Below are 14,563 nucleotides of genomic sequence, written 5' to 3'. Positions count from 1 at the left end.
CATAACGGGACATACCGCTTACCGCTTGCTACGTTCCGCACATGATCCCGCCCGGAACGCCAGGAGCGAGGACCGTGACGCCGGCGGACGCCCCCGCCCCCGCGCTGCGCCTGCCCCGGCGCCGGGGCACCGAGTTCGGCCTGATCGTCCTCGCCGTGCTGCTGTCGGTGTACGGCTACTGCGCCGTCGGCCTCGCCCGGCACGGCACCCTCCCGCCCGGCGCGCTCCGCTACGGCGCCGGGCTCGGCGCGCTCGCGCTGCTCGCGCACTGCGCGGTGCGGCTGCGCGCCCCGTACGCCGATCCCCTGCTGCTGCCCATCGCGGTGCTGCTCAACGGCGTGGGCCTGGTGCTGATCTACCGACTGGACCTGGAGAGCCCGGGCCACCGGGCCGCCCCCACCCAGCTGTCCTGGTCGACGCTCGGCGTGGCGCTGTTCACCGCGGTCGTCCTGCTGCTGCGCCACCACCGGGTGCTCCAGCGTTACACCTACCTGTGCGGGGGCGCCGCGCTCGCCCTGCTCACCCTGCCGATCTTCTTCCCGGCGGTGAACGGCGCCCGGATCTGGCTCAGGGTCGCCGGGTTCTCCATCCAGCCCGGCGAGTTCTCGAAGCTGCTGCTCGCGGTCTTCTACGCCGGCTACCTGGCCGCCAACCGGCAGGCGCTGGCGTTCACGGGCCGCAGGGTGTGGCGGCTTCAGCTGCCCACCGGGCGGGTCCTCGGCCCGGTGGTGGCGATCTGGCTGCTGAGCGTCGGCGTCCTCGTCCTGGAGCGCGACCTCGGTACCTCGCTGCTGTTCTTCGGGCTGTTCGTGGTGCTGCTGTACGTCGCCACCGGCCGCACCGGCTGGATCGCGGTCGGTCTGCTGCTCGCGATGATGGGCGCGGTCGGCGTGGGCCGGCTGGAGCCGCACGTGCACGCCCGGGTCGAGGACTGGCTGCACCCCTTCGCGTCGATCGAGGCGGGCCGGGGCGCGGGCCAGCTCGCCCAGTCGCTGTTCGCGTTCGCCGCCGGCGGCGCGCTCGGCACCGGACTCGGCCTCGGCCACTCGGTGCTGATCGGCTTCGCCGTGAAGTCGGACTTCATCCTGGCGACGGCGGGCGAGGAACTGGGCTTCGCCGGCCTGTGCGCGCTGTTCCTGCTCTACGCGCTGCTGGTGGAGCGCGGCTACCGGGCGGGGCTGGCGCTGCGGGACCCGTTCGGGCGGCTGCTCGCCGTGGGGCTCGCGTCGATCGTGGCGCTCCAGGTGTTCGTGATCGCGGGCGGGGTGACGGGCCTGATCCCGCTGACGGGCATGGCGATGCCGTTCCTCGCGCAGGGCGGTTCGTCGCTCGTGACCAACTGGATCATCGTGGCGCTGCTGATCCGGATCAGCGACTCGGCCCGCAGCCAGTACGACAGGGCGGCCGCGTCGTGAGCAGGTACATCCGCCGGGCGGCGGCCCTGTGCGCGGTGCTGCTGATCGCCCTGCTGGCGAACGCCACCCGGGTACAGATCCTCGAGTCCGCCCGCTACGGGGACAACCCCGCCAACCGCCGGCAGATGATCGCCCGCTACGGCGGTCCACGCGGCGACATCCTGGTCGACGGCCGCCCGGTGACCGGGTCCCGGGACACGGGCGGCATGTTCCGCCACACCCGCACCTACACCGACGGGCCGCTGTACGCGCCGGTCACCGGATTCGCCTCCCAGGTGTACGGGACGACGCTGCTGGAGCACACGGAGGACGCGCTGCTGTCGGGCACCGACCCGCTGCTCGATCCGTTCCCCCTGTGGACCGGCGTCCTGAGGAAGCGCGTCCCCGGCGGCCATGTCGTCACCACGCTCAACGGGGCGGCGCAGCGGGCGGCGTACCAGGGGCTGGCCGGGCGGGCGGGCGCGGTCGCCGCGGTCGACCCGACGACGGGGCGGATCCTGGCGCTGGTCTCGACGCCGTCGTACGACCCCGGGGAGCTGTCCGGGACGTCGCCGTCCGTGGCCCGGGCCTGGAAGAGGCTGAACGGGGACGTGGCGCGGCCCATGCTCAACCGGGCGATCCGGCAGACGTATCCGCCCGGTTCGACGTTCAAGGTGGTCACGGCCGCGGCGGCCCTCGAGGCGGGGGTGGTGACGGACCTCGACGCGCCGACGGACTCCCCCGACCCCTACCGGCTGCCCGGCACGACGACCGAGCTGACCAACGAGACCGAAGGCTGCGAGGACGCGTCGCTGCGGTACGCCTTCACCTGGTCGTGCAACACGGTGTTCGCCAAGCTGGGCGGGGAGGTGGGGCTGAGGAACATGACGGACACGGCGGCGAACTTCGGCTTCAACGAGCGGAGGCTGAGGGTGCCGTTCGCGGTGGCGGCGAGCACGTTCGACCCGAAGCTGGACGCCTCCCAGCTGGCGATGTCCTCGATCGGGCAGTTCGAGACCCGGGCGACACCGCTGCAGATGGCGATGGTCGCGGCTACGGTGGCCGGCGGGGGCGATGTGAAGGCGCCGTACCTGGTGGAGCGGACGACGACCAAGGACGGCGAGACGGTCTCCACGGCCACGCCCCGCACCCTGCACCGGGCGATGAGCGCCGCCACCGCGGAACAGCTGCGGGAGCTGATGACGGACGTGGTGCAGGAGGGTACGGGTCGTAACGCGGCGATCCCCGGCGCCCGAGTGGGCGGCAAGACGGGCACGGCCCAGCACGGCGTCGACAACTCCGGGAAGCCGTACGCCTGGTTCATCTCCTGGGCACAGGCGGACGACGCGCTCGAGCCGGCGGTGGCGGTCGCGGTGGTGGTGGAGGACGCGGGCCGGCAGGGGGAGGTCAGCGGGGGCGGGGACGCGGCTCCGATCGCGAAGGCGGTGATGGAGGCGGTCCTGAACTCCCGGAAGCAGCCGCACAGTTGACGGGTCCGACTGCTGAGACGGGGACTGTTGCGGGCGATCCGGCCGACCTACCGTTCGGTTCCATGACGACCACCCAGCAGCCGAAAGCCGCCTACGAACTCGCCGAGGTCAACATCGCCCGCCTCAAGGCCCCGCTGGACTCACCGCAGTTGAAGGACTTCGTGGAGGCCCTGGATCCGGTGAACGCGGCGGCCGACGGGGCCGACGGTTTCGTGTGGCGGCTGCAGAGCGACTCGGGCAACGCCACGGACATCCCCGTGCTGGGCGACGAGTGGCTGATCATCAACATGTCGACATGGCGGGACACGAACGCCCTCACGGCTTTCATGTACCAGGGGCAGCACCGGGAGATGCTGGCGCGGCGCCGGGAGTGGTTCGAGCGGCTCGAGGAGGCGTTCACGGCGCTGTGGTGGGTACCGGCGGGCCACCGCCCGACGGTGGCGGAGGCGGAGGAGCGGCTGCTTCACCTCCGCGCGCACGGGCCGACGGAGTACGCGTTCACTCTGCGGACGTCGTTCCCTCCGGGGGAGGGGCGACCGGCGGCCGGCGGTTGATGGCGGTGAGGTCGATGTCGATGGGGAACGGGACGGTCAGCCTCAGCTTGTCGTGGTGAATGCCGGTGGGCACGTACGCCTGGGTCTGCGGGTCGAGCTCGTAAACGTAGACAACGGGAAGGCCGTTGTTCTGCTCGACCCTCCAGAAATGCCGGATGCCTGCGGCGGCGTACTTGCGGGGCTTGGCCTCGCGGTCACGCTCCACGGAGTCCTCGGACACGACCTCGACGGCGAGAATGACATCCTTGGGAAGGAGCCGTGTGTCCCTGGGCCCGGTGTCAGCACCGGCGCGGACCACCAGGACGTCCGGCTCCAGACGGTTGCGGCGGTCGAGCGTCACGGTGAACTCGCGGTAGACCTCGAATTCGTCCGGAGCCCGGTCGAGCAGAGCGATGTCCAGCAGTCGGATCGTGCGCATGTGGAACGAGGTCTGCGGACTCACGAAAACCAGGCTCCCGTCGATCAGCTCCGTGTGCGGAGGAAGGTTCGGGAGCCGGTCCAAGTCATCCGCCGTCCAGCCGCCGACCGGCGGACGGGGCCACTCGTAGTCCTCGTCCAGCCCGTAGTCACGTGCGGCGCTCATGATTACTCCCATGCGGCGGAGTCTGCCTGGTACGGCCAGCCTACCCAGACGAATATGCCGATTCGCCCGTCGATCGAGTGATCAACCGCTGAGGCGTTGCCCCTCCTCGATGGCCTCCTCCACCTCGGCGACCCGCTCCCGCTCCTCCGCCGCGAAGCGCTCCGCGTCCAGCTTCTCGGCGATCTCCTCGTCCTGGGCCATCAGCAGGTCCAGGTTCGAGTCGCCCATCTCGAAGACGCCCATGTCGACGTAGGCCTGCTGGAGGCGCTTGCCCCACAGGCCGATGTCCTTCACGCACGGCACGATGCGGCTGAACAGCAACTGCCGGAACAGCTGGAGGAATTCGGACTTCTCGCTGTACGCCTCCGCCTCGGCCTTGGGGACGCCGAAGTTCTCCAGCACCTCCACCCCGCGCAGCCGGTCCCGCATCAGGTAGCAGCCCTCGATGACGAACTCCTCGCGCTCGCGCAGTTCGGCGTCCGTGAGCTGCTTGTAGTAGTCCCGCAGGGCCATCCGCCCGAAGGCGACGTGCCGGGCCTCGTCCTGCATGACGTAGGCGAGGATCTGCTTGGGCAGCGGCTTGTCCGTGGTGTCGCGGATCATGCCGAAGGCGGCGAGCGCCAGGCCCTCGATGAGGACCTGCATGCCGAGGTACGGCATGTCCCAGCGACTGTCCCGCAGGGTGTCCCCGAGCAGTGCCTGGAGGTTGTCGTTGATCGGGTAGAGCATCCCGATCTTCTCGTGCAGGAAGCGGCCGTAGATCTCCGCGTGCCGCGCCTCGTCCATCGTCTGGGTCGCCGAGTAGAACTTGGCGTCCAGGTCGGGGACCGACTCCACGATCCGCGCCGCGCAGATCATCGCGCCCTGCTCGCCGTGCAGGAACTGGCTGAACTGCCAGGAGGCGTAGTGCTTGCGCAGCTCGCCCTTGTCCTTGTCGGTCATCTTCGCCCAGTACGGCGTTCCGTACAGGGTCATCGCCTCGTCCGGTGTGCCGAGCGGGTCGTACGGGTCCACCTCCAGGTCCCAGTCGATCCGCTTCTGCCCGTCCCACTGCTTGTCCTTGCCCTTCTGGTACAGGGCCAGCAGCCGGTCGCGCCCGTCGTCGTACTCCCAGCTGAAGCGGGCCGCGCCACTCGCGGGCACCTGCCAGAGGGGTTCCTCCGGCTCCTTGGCGTACAGCTCAAACGTCGGCATGAGCACACGCTCACATGAGGTAGACGCCGCGTCAACAAGTGGAACGCAAGGGATTGACGTCCTTGCTGACAAGCAGTCTCATAAGACCGTGACCGCGGGTAACAGGCGGCCCGTACGACGAGGTGGTGGGCACAGCGATGACGACCGTGACCGAAGCAGACGTGCTGCACGATGCGCTGGGACTGCTCAAGGACCGGGAGCAGGTGGCGGAGCGGCTCCTCGCCTCCTCCGCCAAACACTCCTTCGACCCGGACGAGGAACTGGACTGGGACGCGCCCTACGAGGAAGGCAAGTGGTTCTGGCCCCCGGAGCTGGTGTCGCTGTACGACACACCGCTGTGGCGGCGGATGAGCGAGGAGCAGCGGATCCGGCTCTCCCAGCACGAGGCCGCGGCGCTCGCCTCGCTCGGCATCTGGTTCGAGATCATCCTGATGCAGCTGCTGGTCCGGCACATCTACGACAAGGCGGCGACGAGCGCGCACGTGCGGTACGCGCTGACCGAGATCGAGGACGAGTGCCGGCACTCGAAGATGTTCGCCCGGCTGATCGGGCACGGCGACACGCCCTGGTACCCGGTGAGCCGGGTGCACCAGAACCTGGGCCGCGTCTTCAAGACGATCTCGACCACACCGGGCTCGTTCACGGCCACGCTGCTGGGCGAGGAGGTCCTGGACTGGATGCAGCGGCTGACGTTCCCCGACGAGCGGGTGCAGCCGCTGATCCGCGGGGTCACCCGTATCCACGTGGTCGAGGAGGCCCGCCACGTCCGCTACGCCCGCGAGGAACTGCGCCGCCAGATGCTGACCGCTCCGCGGTGGTCGCAGGAGTTCACCCGCATCACGTCCGGCGAGTTCGCACGGGTGTTCTCGGTGGCCTTCGTGAACCCGGAGGTCTACACGAACGTGGGCCTGGACAAGCGGGAGGCGATGGCACAGGTGAAGGCGAGCGGCCACCGCCGGGAGATCATGCAGACGGGAGCGAAGCGGCTGACGGACTTCCTGGACGACATCGGGGTGCTCAGGGGTGTGGGCCGACGGTTGTGGAGGTCGTCGGGGTTGCTGGCATGAGTACGTCCCGGCTTCCGGCCGGCCTTTCCAGCCCGTCTGGGGGTCCCTCCCTGCTCGAAGGGCTTGGCGGAGTTTGAGGACGAGGCCGTTCAGGCCGATGGGGTCTGGGGGCGCAGCCTCCGGCACGGCCACCGCAGCTCCGGGTGCCTCATCCTCCCGGCGACACGATTACGCTGCGAACATGACCTCCGAGGCCACCACGCGCGCGTACCGAAGGCTCAGCGTGGAAGAACGCCGCAGGCAACTCCTCGACGCCGCGCTCACCCTCTTCGCGCACCGCGCCCCCGAGGAGGTCTCCCTCGACGACGTGGCCGAGGCGGCCGGTGTCTCCCGCCCCCTCGTCTACCGGTACTTCCCCGGCGGCAAGCAGCAGCTCTACGAGGCCGCCCTCCGCTCCGCCGCCGACGACCTCCGGCAGTGCTTCGCCGAACCCCCCGAGGGCCCGCTCAGCCACCGCCTGGCCCGTGCTCTCGACCGCTACCTCGCCTTCGTCGCCCGGCACGACGCCGGTTTCAGCGCCCTGCTCCAGGGCGGCAGCGTGGCCGAGACGTCCCGCACCACCGCCATAGTCGACGGCGTACGCCGGGCCGCGGCGGAGCACATCCTCAGCCACCTCGGCGTCGAGGACCCCGGCCCCGGGCTGCGGATGACCGTACGTATGTGGATCACCTCCGTCGAGGCCGCCTCCCTCATCTGGCTCGACCAGGACAAGCAGCCCCCGGTCGAGGAGTTGCGGGACTGGCTGGTGGAGCAGTTCGTGGCCTGCCTGGTGGCCACCGCGGGACGTGATGCGCAGACCGCCGCCGTGGTCCGCTCCGCGCTGGCCCTGGAGAGCGCCGAGGGCCCGGTCGGCGCGCTGGCCCGGCGCGTCCTGCCCGTGCTCGGCGACGCCGGTCACCTGCTGTGACACTGGTGCCGTGAAGAGCCAAGACACCCCGTTCGTCGGCGGCCCCCTGGACGGGCGCGTCCTGCCCGTCCTGCTCGGCGTCACCGGGCACCCCCCGAAGACCTACCGCGTGCCGGTCCCGGACGCGGCCGGCGGTCCGCCCACCGTCCTCGTCTACCGTCGCGTCCAGGCGGGCCCGAGCGGCAGGTTCGGTCTCCACCCGGGCTGGAAGTACGAGTACGACCCGGAGGGGGACACCGGCGGCCGCCCGCGGTGGCCGTGGTCGAAGCCGCGCCGGACGCCAGGCGCCACGCCGGGAGGCGGCCCGGACACCGCCCACGAGTGACCTCGCTGCGCCGAACCGACCACTCGGCGCGCGCACGGGCCGCACCCGTCTCATCCTGCCGGTGCGAGGTGGAGGGACCACCCGGCATCCGGAGGTGATGACATGTCAGAAGGGTTGCTGCGCCTGGCGAGTGCTGCGGCGGTGACCACGTGGGCCTTGCTCGCCGCCGCGCCGGCGATCGCCGTCCCGGACCCCGTCCCCACCACCACGGCCCAACCGGACCCCGCGCCCAGCGCCACCACCCAGCCGGACACCGGCCCCAGCGCCATGCCCCAGCCGAACCCCGTGCCCGGCAACACGGCCCAGCCGAACCCCGACCCCGGCAACACGGCCCAACCGGACCCCGTCCCCACCACCACGGTCCAGCCGAGCACCCCACCCGTCGCCCAGCTCCTGACGGACCTTCAGCAGCTCTACCGGGCGGCGGAGCAGGCCACCCAGACCTACGACACCACCACCGAGAAGCTGAAGCAGCGCCAGGCGGAGGTGGCCCGGCTCGACGGGGAGCTCGCCAGGACCCGGCTCGACCTGCAGAGCAGCCGCCTCGCGGCCGGACGGCTGGCCAGGCAGCAGTACCAGAGCAGCGCGGCCCTCTCCCCGTACGTACGCCTGCTGTTCGCCCGCGATCCACAGCACGCGCTCGACGAGGGGCATCTGATCGGCCAGTTGACGCGGGAGCGGGCCGCGACCGTGAACCAGCTGACCTACGCCGAGAGGAGCGCAGACGCCCTGGCCCGCGCGGCCCGTAAGGCGCTGGACGACCAGCTCACCCTCGCCGACCAGCAGAGGAAGGCGCGGGACGACGTCGAACAGCGGCTCAAGGACATCGAGAAGCGGCTCGCCTCCCTCACCCCCGAACAGCTGGCCGCCCTGGCCCGGTTCGAGCAGGAGACGGCCGCGGCGGCCGAGCAGACGGCCCCGGCCTCCGGTGCGCCCGGCGCGGAGCGTACGCCGACGGCCGAGGGCCCGACGGCGTACGGCACCGTGCGCCCGGGGGCGTCGGGTCAGGCGCCGGCCACCGACGCCAGGTAGGCCTCGGCCTTCTGCGGCTCGTAGAAGAAGTTCTCGAAGTCCGAGGGGTCGTTGAACCCGTTGGCGATCCGGTGCGCCACCGGCGGCACGGCCCCAGCCGCCCCGATCAGGTTCAGCACGTGCTCCGGCGGCACGCCCAGCATCGCGTTGGTCCACTTGGTCACGTGGCGCGCCGTCTCCCAGTAGCGGTCGAACGTCTGCTGCATCCACGCCTCGTCGAATTCCTTGTCCCCGTGTTCGAGGATCGAGGCCAGATAGGCGGCCGCGCACTTGGACGCCGAGTTGGAGCCCTGCCCGGTGATCGGGTCGTTCGCCACGACCACGTCGGCGACGCCGAGCACCAGTCCGCCACCGGGCAGCCGCCCGATCGGCTTGCGCACGGTGGGCGCGTACCGCCCGGCCAGCGTGCCGCCGGCGTCGGTCAGCTCCACCTTCGTGGCCCGCGCATACTCCCAGGGAGTGAACTTCTCCATGAGTTCCAGGGTCAGGGAGAGGTGCTCGCCGGGGTCCTTGACGCCCTTGAAGACGTCGAGCGGGCCGCCGGGTATGCCCTCCCAGAACAGGATGTCCGCGCGGCCGGAGGTGGTGAGCGTCGGCATGACGAACAGCTCGCCGACGCCCGGGACCAGGTTGCAGCGGACCGCGTCGAAGTCCGGGTGCTCGGTGCGCGGCCCGAGGCCGTGGACGTACGACACGGCGAGCGCGCGCTGCGGCTCGCTGTACGGGGACCGCTCCGGGTCCCGAGCGAACATCGACACCAGCTCGCCCTTGCCTGCCGACACCAGCACCAGGTCGTAGGTGCGGGAGAAGTAGTCGAGGTCGGAGACCGCCGCGCCGTGGATGACGAGCTGGCCGCCGCGCTGCGCGAACGTCTCCATCCAGCCGGCCATCTTCAGCCGCTGGTCGACCGACTGCGCGTACCCGTCGAGCTTCGCCACCCAGTCGATCGCGCGCTGCGACGGGCCCGGGTCGAACGAGCCGGGAGCGGCGACGGACACGCCGAGTCCTTCGATCTTCGGGGCCTGGGACTCCCAGAAGTTCAGCTTCAGGTCGCGCTCGTGCTGCAGCGCCGTGTCGAACATGCACTGCGTCGACATGACCCGGCCGGTACGGATCTCGTCCGCGGTCCGGTTGGACATCAGGGTGACCTCGTACCCGTGCGACTGGAGGCCGAGGGCGAGCTGGAGTCCGGACTGACCGGCTCCGACGACGAGTATCTTCCGCATGCGGGTGGTGCTCCCTATCTTTTTGACTCGTTCGCCTCCGGGGCGCTGAAGCCGGTGCCGAGGGCCCGATCGTGCTCAGCCCTTCGGGCCTCCGCGCTCTCCCGAGCTCTCGACTTCGCTCGAGCAGGGGGGACCCCCTGGTCCCTCGACACCGGCGCGCCCCTTCGGCTTGCTCACTGCCGGGGGACTACTCCGGGGTGACGTCCAGCGCGTGGCCCACCAGGGCCAGAAGGGTCTCGATCACCGAGATCCGGCGGCGCGCGTCCATGATCATGACAGGTATGTGTGCGGGAATGGTGAGGGCCTCGCGCACATCCTCGGGTTCGAACCGCTCGCTGCCGTCGAAGTGGTTGACGGCGACCATGTACGGCAGGCCGCTGCTCTCGAAGTAGTCGAGCGCCGGGAAGCAGTCCGCGAGCCGGCGGGTGTCGGCCATGACGACCGCCCCGATCGCGCCGCGCACCAGGTCGTCCCACATGAACCAGAACCGCTGCTGGCCCGGCGTGCCGAAGAGGTACAGCACCAGGTCGTCGTCGAGCGTGATGCGGCCGAAGTCCATGGCCACGGTGGTGGTGAGCTTGTCCGGGGTACCGGTGAGGTCGTCGGTCTCCTCACTGGCCTCGGTCATCAGCGCCTCGGTCTGCAGGGGCGTGATCTCCGAGACGGCACTCACCAGGGTGGTCTTGCCGACGCCGAAGCCGCCCGCCACCACTATCTTCGTGGCTATCGGGGCACGCGTACGGTCCGTCTGCCAGGCCTTCAGTTCCTCGTCGGGCTCGACGAGTCGGTCGACGCCCGGGGCGGCGTCAGAGACGACGGAGTCCACTCAGCACCCTTTCCAGCAGAGCGCGGTCCGGCTGTCCCGTGCCGTGACCGGTTCCGTACACACGGATCTTTCCCTGGTCCGCGAGGTCGCTCAGGAGCACGCGGACCACCCCGAGCGGCATCTTCAGCAGTGCCGCGATCTCCGCCACCGTGCGCATACGGCGGCACAGTTCGACGATGGCCCGCATCTCCGGCATCACGCGGGTGGACAGTGAACCATTCGTCAGTTCCCGCCGCTCCTCGGGGGCGTCCAGGGCGGCGACGAAGGTCTCGACGAGCAGGACGTGGCCGAAGCGGGTGCGGCCCCCGGTCAGGGAGTAGGGGCGTACGCGGGCGGGTTTGCGCTCGCCGCCGCGGACGGGAAGTTTCTTCTGTGTGCCGCTCATCGGGCGCTCCCTGCCGACTCGGCCTCGAGGGACCTGCGCAGCTCGCTGCGGAGTTCGGGGGTCAGGACGTGTCCGGCGCGGCCGACGAAGAGCGCCATGTGGTACGCCACCACGCTCATGTCGCAGTCCGCGGAGCCGTGCACGCCGAGCAGCGAGCCGTCGCTGATGGACATGACGAACAGACTGCCCTCGTCCATGGCGACCATCGTGTGCTTGACCCGGCCGGCGTCCATCAGCTTGGCGGCGCCGATCGTGAGGCTGCCGATGCCGGAGACGATGGTGGCGAGGTCGGCGGCGGACCCCTTGGGGCCGCCGGGCCCTCCGTCGCGGCCCGCGCGGGCTTCCGCAATGCGGCCGGGGTCGGACGAGAGCAGGAGCAGGCCGTCGGAGGAGACCACCGCGACCGACAGGATGCCGGGCACCTCCTCCACCAGGTTGGTCAGCAGCCAGTGCAGGTTGCGGGCTTCACTGCTCAGTCCGAAGGTACTGGACGCGGTCAACTGCTTGCCTCCTCGACTGTGCCCCCCGATGATTCAACGTCCTGTGCGGTGCCGGGTGTCGCGTGCTGAGGTGGGGCCGTGGGCCGGTGCCCGGGTGCCTTGGTCTCCCCCGTCCGCTCGGCGATCTCCGCCTCGACGTGGCGGAAGCCCTCCTTGGCTCCCCGGTGGAACCCGCCGAGCCTGCGGCGCAGCGCCTCGGCGTCCACGCCGCCGGCGCGCGGTCGCGGGGCCGGAGCGGGCGCGGAGATCTTGGGGGTGCGCTTGGGGAGCCCCTTGGCGGTGAGCCGGGGGGTCTCGGGCTCCTCAGGCGCCTCGGGCTCCTGGGGTGCCTCCGGCGCGGGCGGCTCGGGAGCGGTGGTGCGGGGCGCCTGCGCGGCGGGCCGCGGCTCGCCCTCGTCCACCGTGCGTTCGTGGCTCTCCGGGCCGATGGCGTAGGGGTCGCCGGCCGCCTGGGCGGGGATGTCGACGGCCGGGGCGGACTCCTCCGCCCGGGGCGACGGCTCCACGCGGGGCGACGGAAGGAACAGCTCCATCGTGGTCTCGGGACCGAACTCGGGCTCGGCGGCGGGCTCCGGCGCGGCGGGCTCGCGTACGGGTTCGGCGCGCGGGGCGTCCCAGTCGTCCTGTACGGATTCGGCGCGCGGTGCGTCCCAGTCGTCCCGTACGGGTTCGGCGCGTGATGCGCCCCAGTCGTCCCGCCCGGGTTCCTCACCGTCGGCGGGCTCCTGCCGCTGCTCGCTCTCCTCCCGCTCCCGTACGGCCTCCTCCGCCGCCGCGATCAGGGGGTCCTCGTCGCCCTCGGGCCTCCCCGGCGCGAGTCGCGCACGGCCGCTGAGGACGTTGGAGTTGACCTCCGCGTCCGCGCCGGGCAGCGAGAAGGAGGCCGCGCCCCCGGCCACCGGGGCCCCGGCGGGTACGGCCGCGGCCGGCGCCTCGGCGAGCAGCGGCTTAGGCAGGACCACGACGGCCGCGATGCCGCCCTGCTTCTGCTCCCGCAGCTGCACGCGCACGCCGTGCCGGTGGGCGAGGCGGGCCACCACGTACAGGCCGAGCCCGAGGCCCTCGCCGCTCTCCTGGTCGTAGGAGTCCTCCGGGTCGAAGTCGGCGAGCCGGGCGTTGAGCCGGCTCATCCGTTCGGCGGCCATGCCGATGCCCTCGTCCTGCACGGAGAGCATCACCTCGCCGCTCTCCAGGAGCCAGCCGGAGATCTCGACGGGGACGTCGGGCGGCGAGAAGGAGGTGGCGTTCTCCAGCAGTTCGGCCACCAGGTGCGACAGGTCGTCGGCGGCGAACCCGGCGACGTGCGCGTGCGGGGGCAGTGCGGCGATACGGACGCGCTCGTAGCGCTCGATCTCGCTGACCGCGGCGCGCACCACGTCGACGAGCGGCACCGGCCCGGCGTGCTGCTGGACGTGCTCGGCGCCGGCCAGGACGAGGAGGTTCTCGCTGTGGCGGCGCATGACCGTGGCGAAGTGGTCGAGCTTGAACAGCGTGGACAGCCGCTCCGGGTCCTGCTCCCGTTCCTCCAGGCCCTCGATGACGGTCAGCTGGCGCTCGACCAGGCCGAGGGTGCGCAGGGCGAGGTTGACGAAGGTGGAGTGGATGCTGTGCCGGACCTGCTGCAGATGGGCGGCGGCCTGGGCGAGTTCGGCGCGCAGCCGCTCGCGCTCGTCGGCCATGGTCTGCCGCTGGCCGACGAGGTGCTTGCGGTCGGCCTCCAGGGTCGAGAGGCGCTCCTGGAGGGCGACGGCATGCGCGTGCAGGGCGTTGACGGAGCGGACGACCTGCGCGAACTCGTCGTTGCGGCCGGTGAACTTCACCGGTTCCTCGCCGGCCGGGTCGGCGGCCACGCGCGCGGTGCCGAGGCGGAGCACGGCGAGCGGGCGGGTGAGGCTGCGGGCCATGGCCATGGCGATGCCGACGGCGACCAGCAGGATGGCGCCGAGGACGGCGATGCGGATCTCCAGCGCGGTGACGTCGTCGTCGCGCAGCCGGGCGAGGTCCTTGCTGCGGGCCTCGTAGAGGGAGGACTCGACGCCGCGCATCAGGTCGACGCGGGCGGAGAGGGCGGCGTCGACCTTCTTGGTGCTCAGGTCGAGGTCGCTGTCGGCGAGGGTGGGCTGGTCGGTGAGGGAGGCGAGGTACTTCTCGGCGGAGGAGACCTCGGGGCCGGTGACCGTGGAGTCGTAGGAGGACTTGGCCGCGGCGGGCGCGGTGTCGCGGAAGCCGGCGATCGCCGCGTCGGAGCGGACGGCGGCCTGCTGGGCGGCGGCGGTGAGCGCGTCCCGCTGCTTGGTGTCGGCGGCCGAGGAGGTGCTGGTGGTGGTCGGCAGGCCGGTGACCGGGCTGATGACGGTCCGGGTGGTGTGCGGGATGTTCAGGGCCGCGAGGAGCAGTCCGCGGGCGGCGGCGGCCTGCTGCACGGCGGTGTCGAGCTCGGCGAGGGAGTGGGCGCCGGAGCCGGCGCGCGGCGGCATCTGGTCGGCCAGCTGCTCGGCGAGCGCGTGCAGCTCGGTGATGGCGGCGGAGTACGCCTGGTGCGCCTGGAGAGCGGTGCTCTTCCCGGTGAGCGCCGCCCGCCGCACCGCGGCCACGTCGTCGAGGTCCTTGCGCAGGCCCGTGGAGAGGTCCGGGTTGGCGCGCAGGTCCTCGATCTCCCGGTCGACGCGGGCCTGCTGCTGCTCGGCGGGCGCCTTGGACCCGGGGCGCCCGGCGGCCACGTACGAGGTGACCTCGTCCCGTTCGTCGGCCAGCGAGTGGGCGAGGACGAGCGCGTCCTGGGTCTGCTCGGCGAGTGTGACCAGGTTCTGGGAGTCGTGCAGCTGCTCGGAGGCGGCGATGACACTCGGCGCCCCGGCCCCGGCGATGGCGGCGGCTACCACGGCGACGGCGACGATCAGCCGGTTGCGCACATGGGCGGCGCGGCCGTGGCCCGCGGACTCGGACGAGGCCCCCTGCGCGGGGGCCGTCTGCTTGCCTGTGCTCCGAGGCCGCGTCTTCTGCACCGGTGCTCGCACTTCCTCACTCGTGTACCCATGGGCCCGGGGTGACGTTCCGTCAACGGGAATGCCGACCCGGTA

General features: G+C 71.6%; 14 protein-coding genes. 7 read left to right on the top strand and 7 right to left on the bottom strand.

All coding sequences use genetic code 11. The annotated features are described in order from the left end of the window. Positions 1-41: 41 nt before the first annotated feature. The 3 genes from ACIRC0_RS11540 to ACIRC0_RS11530 all read left to right on the top strand — a co-directional run bounded on the left by ACIRC0_RS11540 (position 42) and on the right by ACIRC0_RS11530 (position 3,438). Complete coding sequence (locus tag ACIRC0_RS11540; protein WP_403614372.1) at positions 42-1,415, top strand: FtsW/RodA/SpoVE family cell cycle protein; 1,374 nt, start codon at positions 42-44, stop codon at positions 1,413-1,415. Next, entirely contained in the window at positions 1,412-2,884 is a 1,473-nt protein-coding gene (locus ACIRC0_RS11535; RefSeq protein ID WP_403614370.1) for a penicillin-binding transpeptidase domain-containing protein, read from the top strand. The genes ACIRC0_RS11540 and ACIRC0_RS11535 overlap by 4 nt, the downstream gene beginning before the upstream one ends. Before the next feature lie 62 nt (positions 2,885-2,946). Then, complete coding sequence (locus ACIRC0_RS11530; RefSeq protein ID WP_403614368.1) at positions 2,947-3,438, top strand: DUF3291 domain-containing protein; 492 nt, start codon at positions 2,947-2,949, stop codon at positions 3,436-3,438. Here ACIRC0_RS11530 and ACIRC0_RS11525 read toward each other — a convergent pair. Beyond that, the gene (locus ACIRC0_RS11525; protein WP_403614365.1) at positions 3,383-4,021 is read right to left on the bottom strand and encodes a Uma2 family endonuclease; all 639 of its coding nucleotides are present in this window, start codon (positions 4,019-4,021) and stop codon (positions 3,383-3,385) included. The genes ACIRC0_RS11530 and ACIRC0_RS11525 overlap by 56 nt on opposite strands. 81 nt (positions 4,022-4,102) lie before the next feature. After that, the gene (locus tag ACIRC0_RS11520) at positions 4,103-5,215 is read right to left on the bottom strand and encodes a ferritin-like domain-containing protein (protein ID WP_403614363.1); all 1,113 of its coding nucleotides are present in this window, start codon (positions 5,213-5,215) and stop codon (positions 4,103-4,105) included. A 137-nt stretch (positions 5,216-5,352) separates the two neighbouring features. Between ACIRC0_RS11520 and ACIRC0_RS11515 the strand changes: the two genes are divergently transcribed. The 4 genes from ACIRC0_RS11515 to ACIRC0_RS11500 all read left to right on the top strand — a co-directional run bounded on the left by ACIRC0_RS11515 (position 5,353) and on the right by ACIRC0_RS11500 (position 8,546). Beyond that, positions 5,353-6,282 (top strand): diiron oxygenase, encoded by a 930-nt coding sequence (locus ACIRC0_RS11515; protein ID WP_403614361.1) that lies wholly within the window; start codon positions 5,353-5,355, stop codon positions 6,280-6,282. A gap of 181 nt (positions 6,283-6,463) precedes the next feature. Further along, positions 6,464-7,189 (top strand): TetR/AcrR family transcriptional regulator, encoded by a 726-nt coding sequence (locus ACIRC0_RS11510; RefSeq protein ID WP_403614359.1) that lies wholly within the window; start codon positions 6,464-6,466, stop codon positions 7,187-7,189. 10 nt (positions 7,190-7,199) lie between these two features. After that, positions 7,200-7,514 carry a hypothetical protein gene (locus tag ACIRC0_RS11505; protein WP_403614357.1) on the top strand — a complete coding sequence of 105 codons (315 nt, stop codon included), beginning with the start codon at positions 7,200-7,202 and terminating at the stop codon, positions 7,512-7,514. A 102-nt stretch (positions 7,515-7,616) separates the two neighbouring features. After that, complete coding sequence (locus tag ACIRC0_RS11500) at positions 7,617-8,546, top strand: hypothetical protein (protein WP_403614354.1); 930 nt, start codon at positions 7,617-7,619, stop codon at positions 8,544-8,546. On the opposite strand, the gene ACIRC0_RS11495 is transcribed toward ACIRC0_RS11500, so the two are convergent. The 5 genes from ACIRC0_RS11495 to ACIRC0_RS11475 all read right to left on the bottom strand — a co-directional run bounded on the left by ACIRC0_RS11495 (position 8,519) and on the right by ACIRC0_RS11475 (position 14,488). After that, positions 8,519-9,772: a styrene monooxygenase/indole monooxygenase family protein gene (locus ACIRC0_RS11495; protein ID WP_403614351.1), complete on the bottom strand. Its 1,254-nt coding sequence runs from the start codon at positions 9,770-9,772 to the stop codon at positions 8,519-8,521. The genes ACIRC0_RS11500 and ACIRC0_RS11495 overlap by 28 nt on opposite strands. 187 nt (positions 9,773-9,959) lie before the next feature. Continuing rightward, a complete protein-coding gene (locus ACIRC0_RS11490) occupies positions 9,960-10,598 on the bottom strand; it encodes an ATP/GTP-binding protein (RefSeq protein WP_103839268.1) in 639 nt (212 codons plus the stop codon). Continuing rightward, the gene (locus tag ACIRC0_RS11485) at positions 10,579-10,983 is read right to left on the bottom strand and encodes a DUF742 domain-containing protein (protein ID WP_200419282.1); all 405 of its coding nucleotides are present in this window, start codon (positions 10,981-10,983) and stop codon (positions 10,579-10,581) included. The genes ACIRC0_RS11490 and ACIRC0_RS11485 overlap by 20 nt, the downstream gene beginning before the upstream one ends. Beyond that, positions 10,980-11,483: a roadblock/LC7 domain-containing protein gene (locus tag ACIRC0_RS11480; protein WP_403614347.1), complete on the bottom strand. Its 504-nt coding sequence runs from the start codon at positions 11,481-11,483 to the stop codon at positions 10,980-10,982. The genes ACIRC0_RS11485 and ACIRC0_RS11480 overlap by 4 nt, the downstream gene beginning before the upstream one ends. Further along, entirely contained in the window at positions 11,480-14,488 is a 3,009-nt protein-coding gene (locus tag ACIRC0_RS11475; RefSeq protein WP_403614344.1) for a nitrate- and nitrite sensing domain-containing protein, read from the bottom strand. Before ACIRC0_RS11475 ends, ACIRC0_RS11480 begins: the two co-directional genes overlap by 4 nt. Between the last annotated feature and the right edge of the window lie 75 nt (positions 14,489-14,563).

The sequence above is a fragment of the Streptomyces sp. NPDC093984 genome (assembly GCF_044764595.1).
Taxonomy (GTDB): Bacteria; Actinomycetota; Actinomycetes; order Streptomycetales; family Streptomycetaceae; genus Streptomyces; species Streptomyces cynarae.
This window is presented reverse-complemented; position numbering and strand designations above follow the sequence as displayed.

Bases quoted from the DNA above. Each gene is read 5' to 3' on its own strand.
- ACIRC0_RS11525 (WP_403614365.1), bottom strand. From the start codon at position 4,021: ATGAGCGCCGCACGTGACTACGGGCTGGACGAGGACTACGAGTGGCCC.
- ACIRC0_RS11530 (WP_403614368.1), top strand. From the start codon at position 2,947: ATGACGACCACCCAGCAGCCGAAAGCCGCCTACGAACTCGCCGAGGTC.
- ACIRC0_RS11495 (WP_403614351.1), bottom strand. From the start codon at position 9,772: ATGCGGAAGATACTCGTCGTCGGAGCCGGTCAGTCCGGACTCCAGCTC.
- ACIRC0_RS11485 (WP_200419282.1), bottom strand. From the start codon at position 10,983: ATGAGCGGCACACAGAAGAAACTTCCCGTCCGCGGCGGCGAGCGCAAA.
- ACIRC0_RS11500 (WP_403614354.1), top strand. From the start codon at position 7,617: ATGTCAGAAGGGTTGCTGCGCCTGGCGAGTGCTGCGGCGGTGACCACG.
- ACIRC0_RS11510 (WP_403614359.1), top strand. From the start codon at position 6,464: ATGACCTCCGAGGCCACCACGCGCGCGTACCGAAGGCTCAGCGTGGAA.
- ACIRC0_RS11520 (WP_403614363.1), bottom strand. From the start codon at position 5,215: ATGCCGACGTTTGAGCTGTACGCCAAGGAGCCGGAGGAACCCCTCTGG.
- ACIRC0_RS11540 (WP_403614372.1), top strand. From the start codon at position 42: ATGATCCCGCCCGGAACGCCAGGAGCGAGGACCGTGACGCCGGCGGAC.
- ACIRC0_RS11515 (WP_403614361.1), top strand. From the start codon at position 5,353: ATGACGACCGTGACCGAAGCAGACGTGCTGCACGATGCGCTGGGACTG.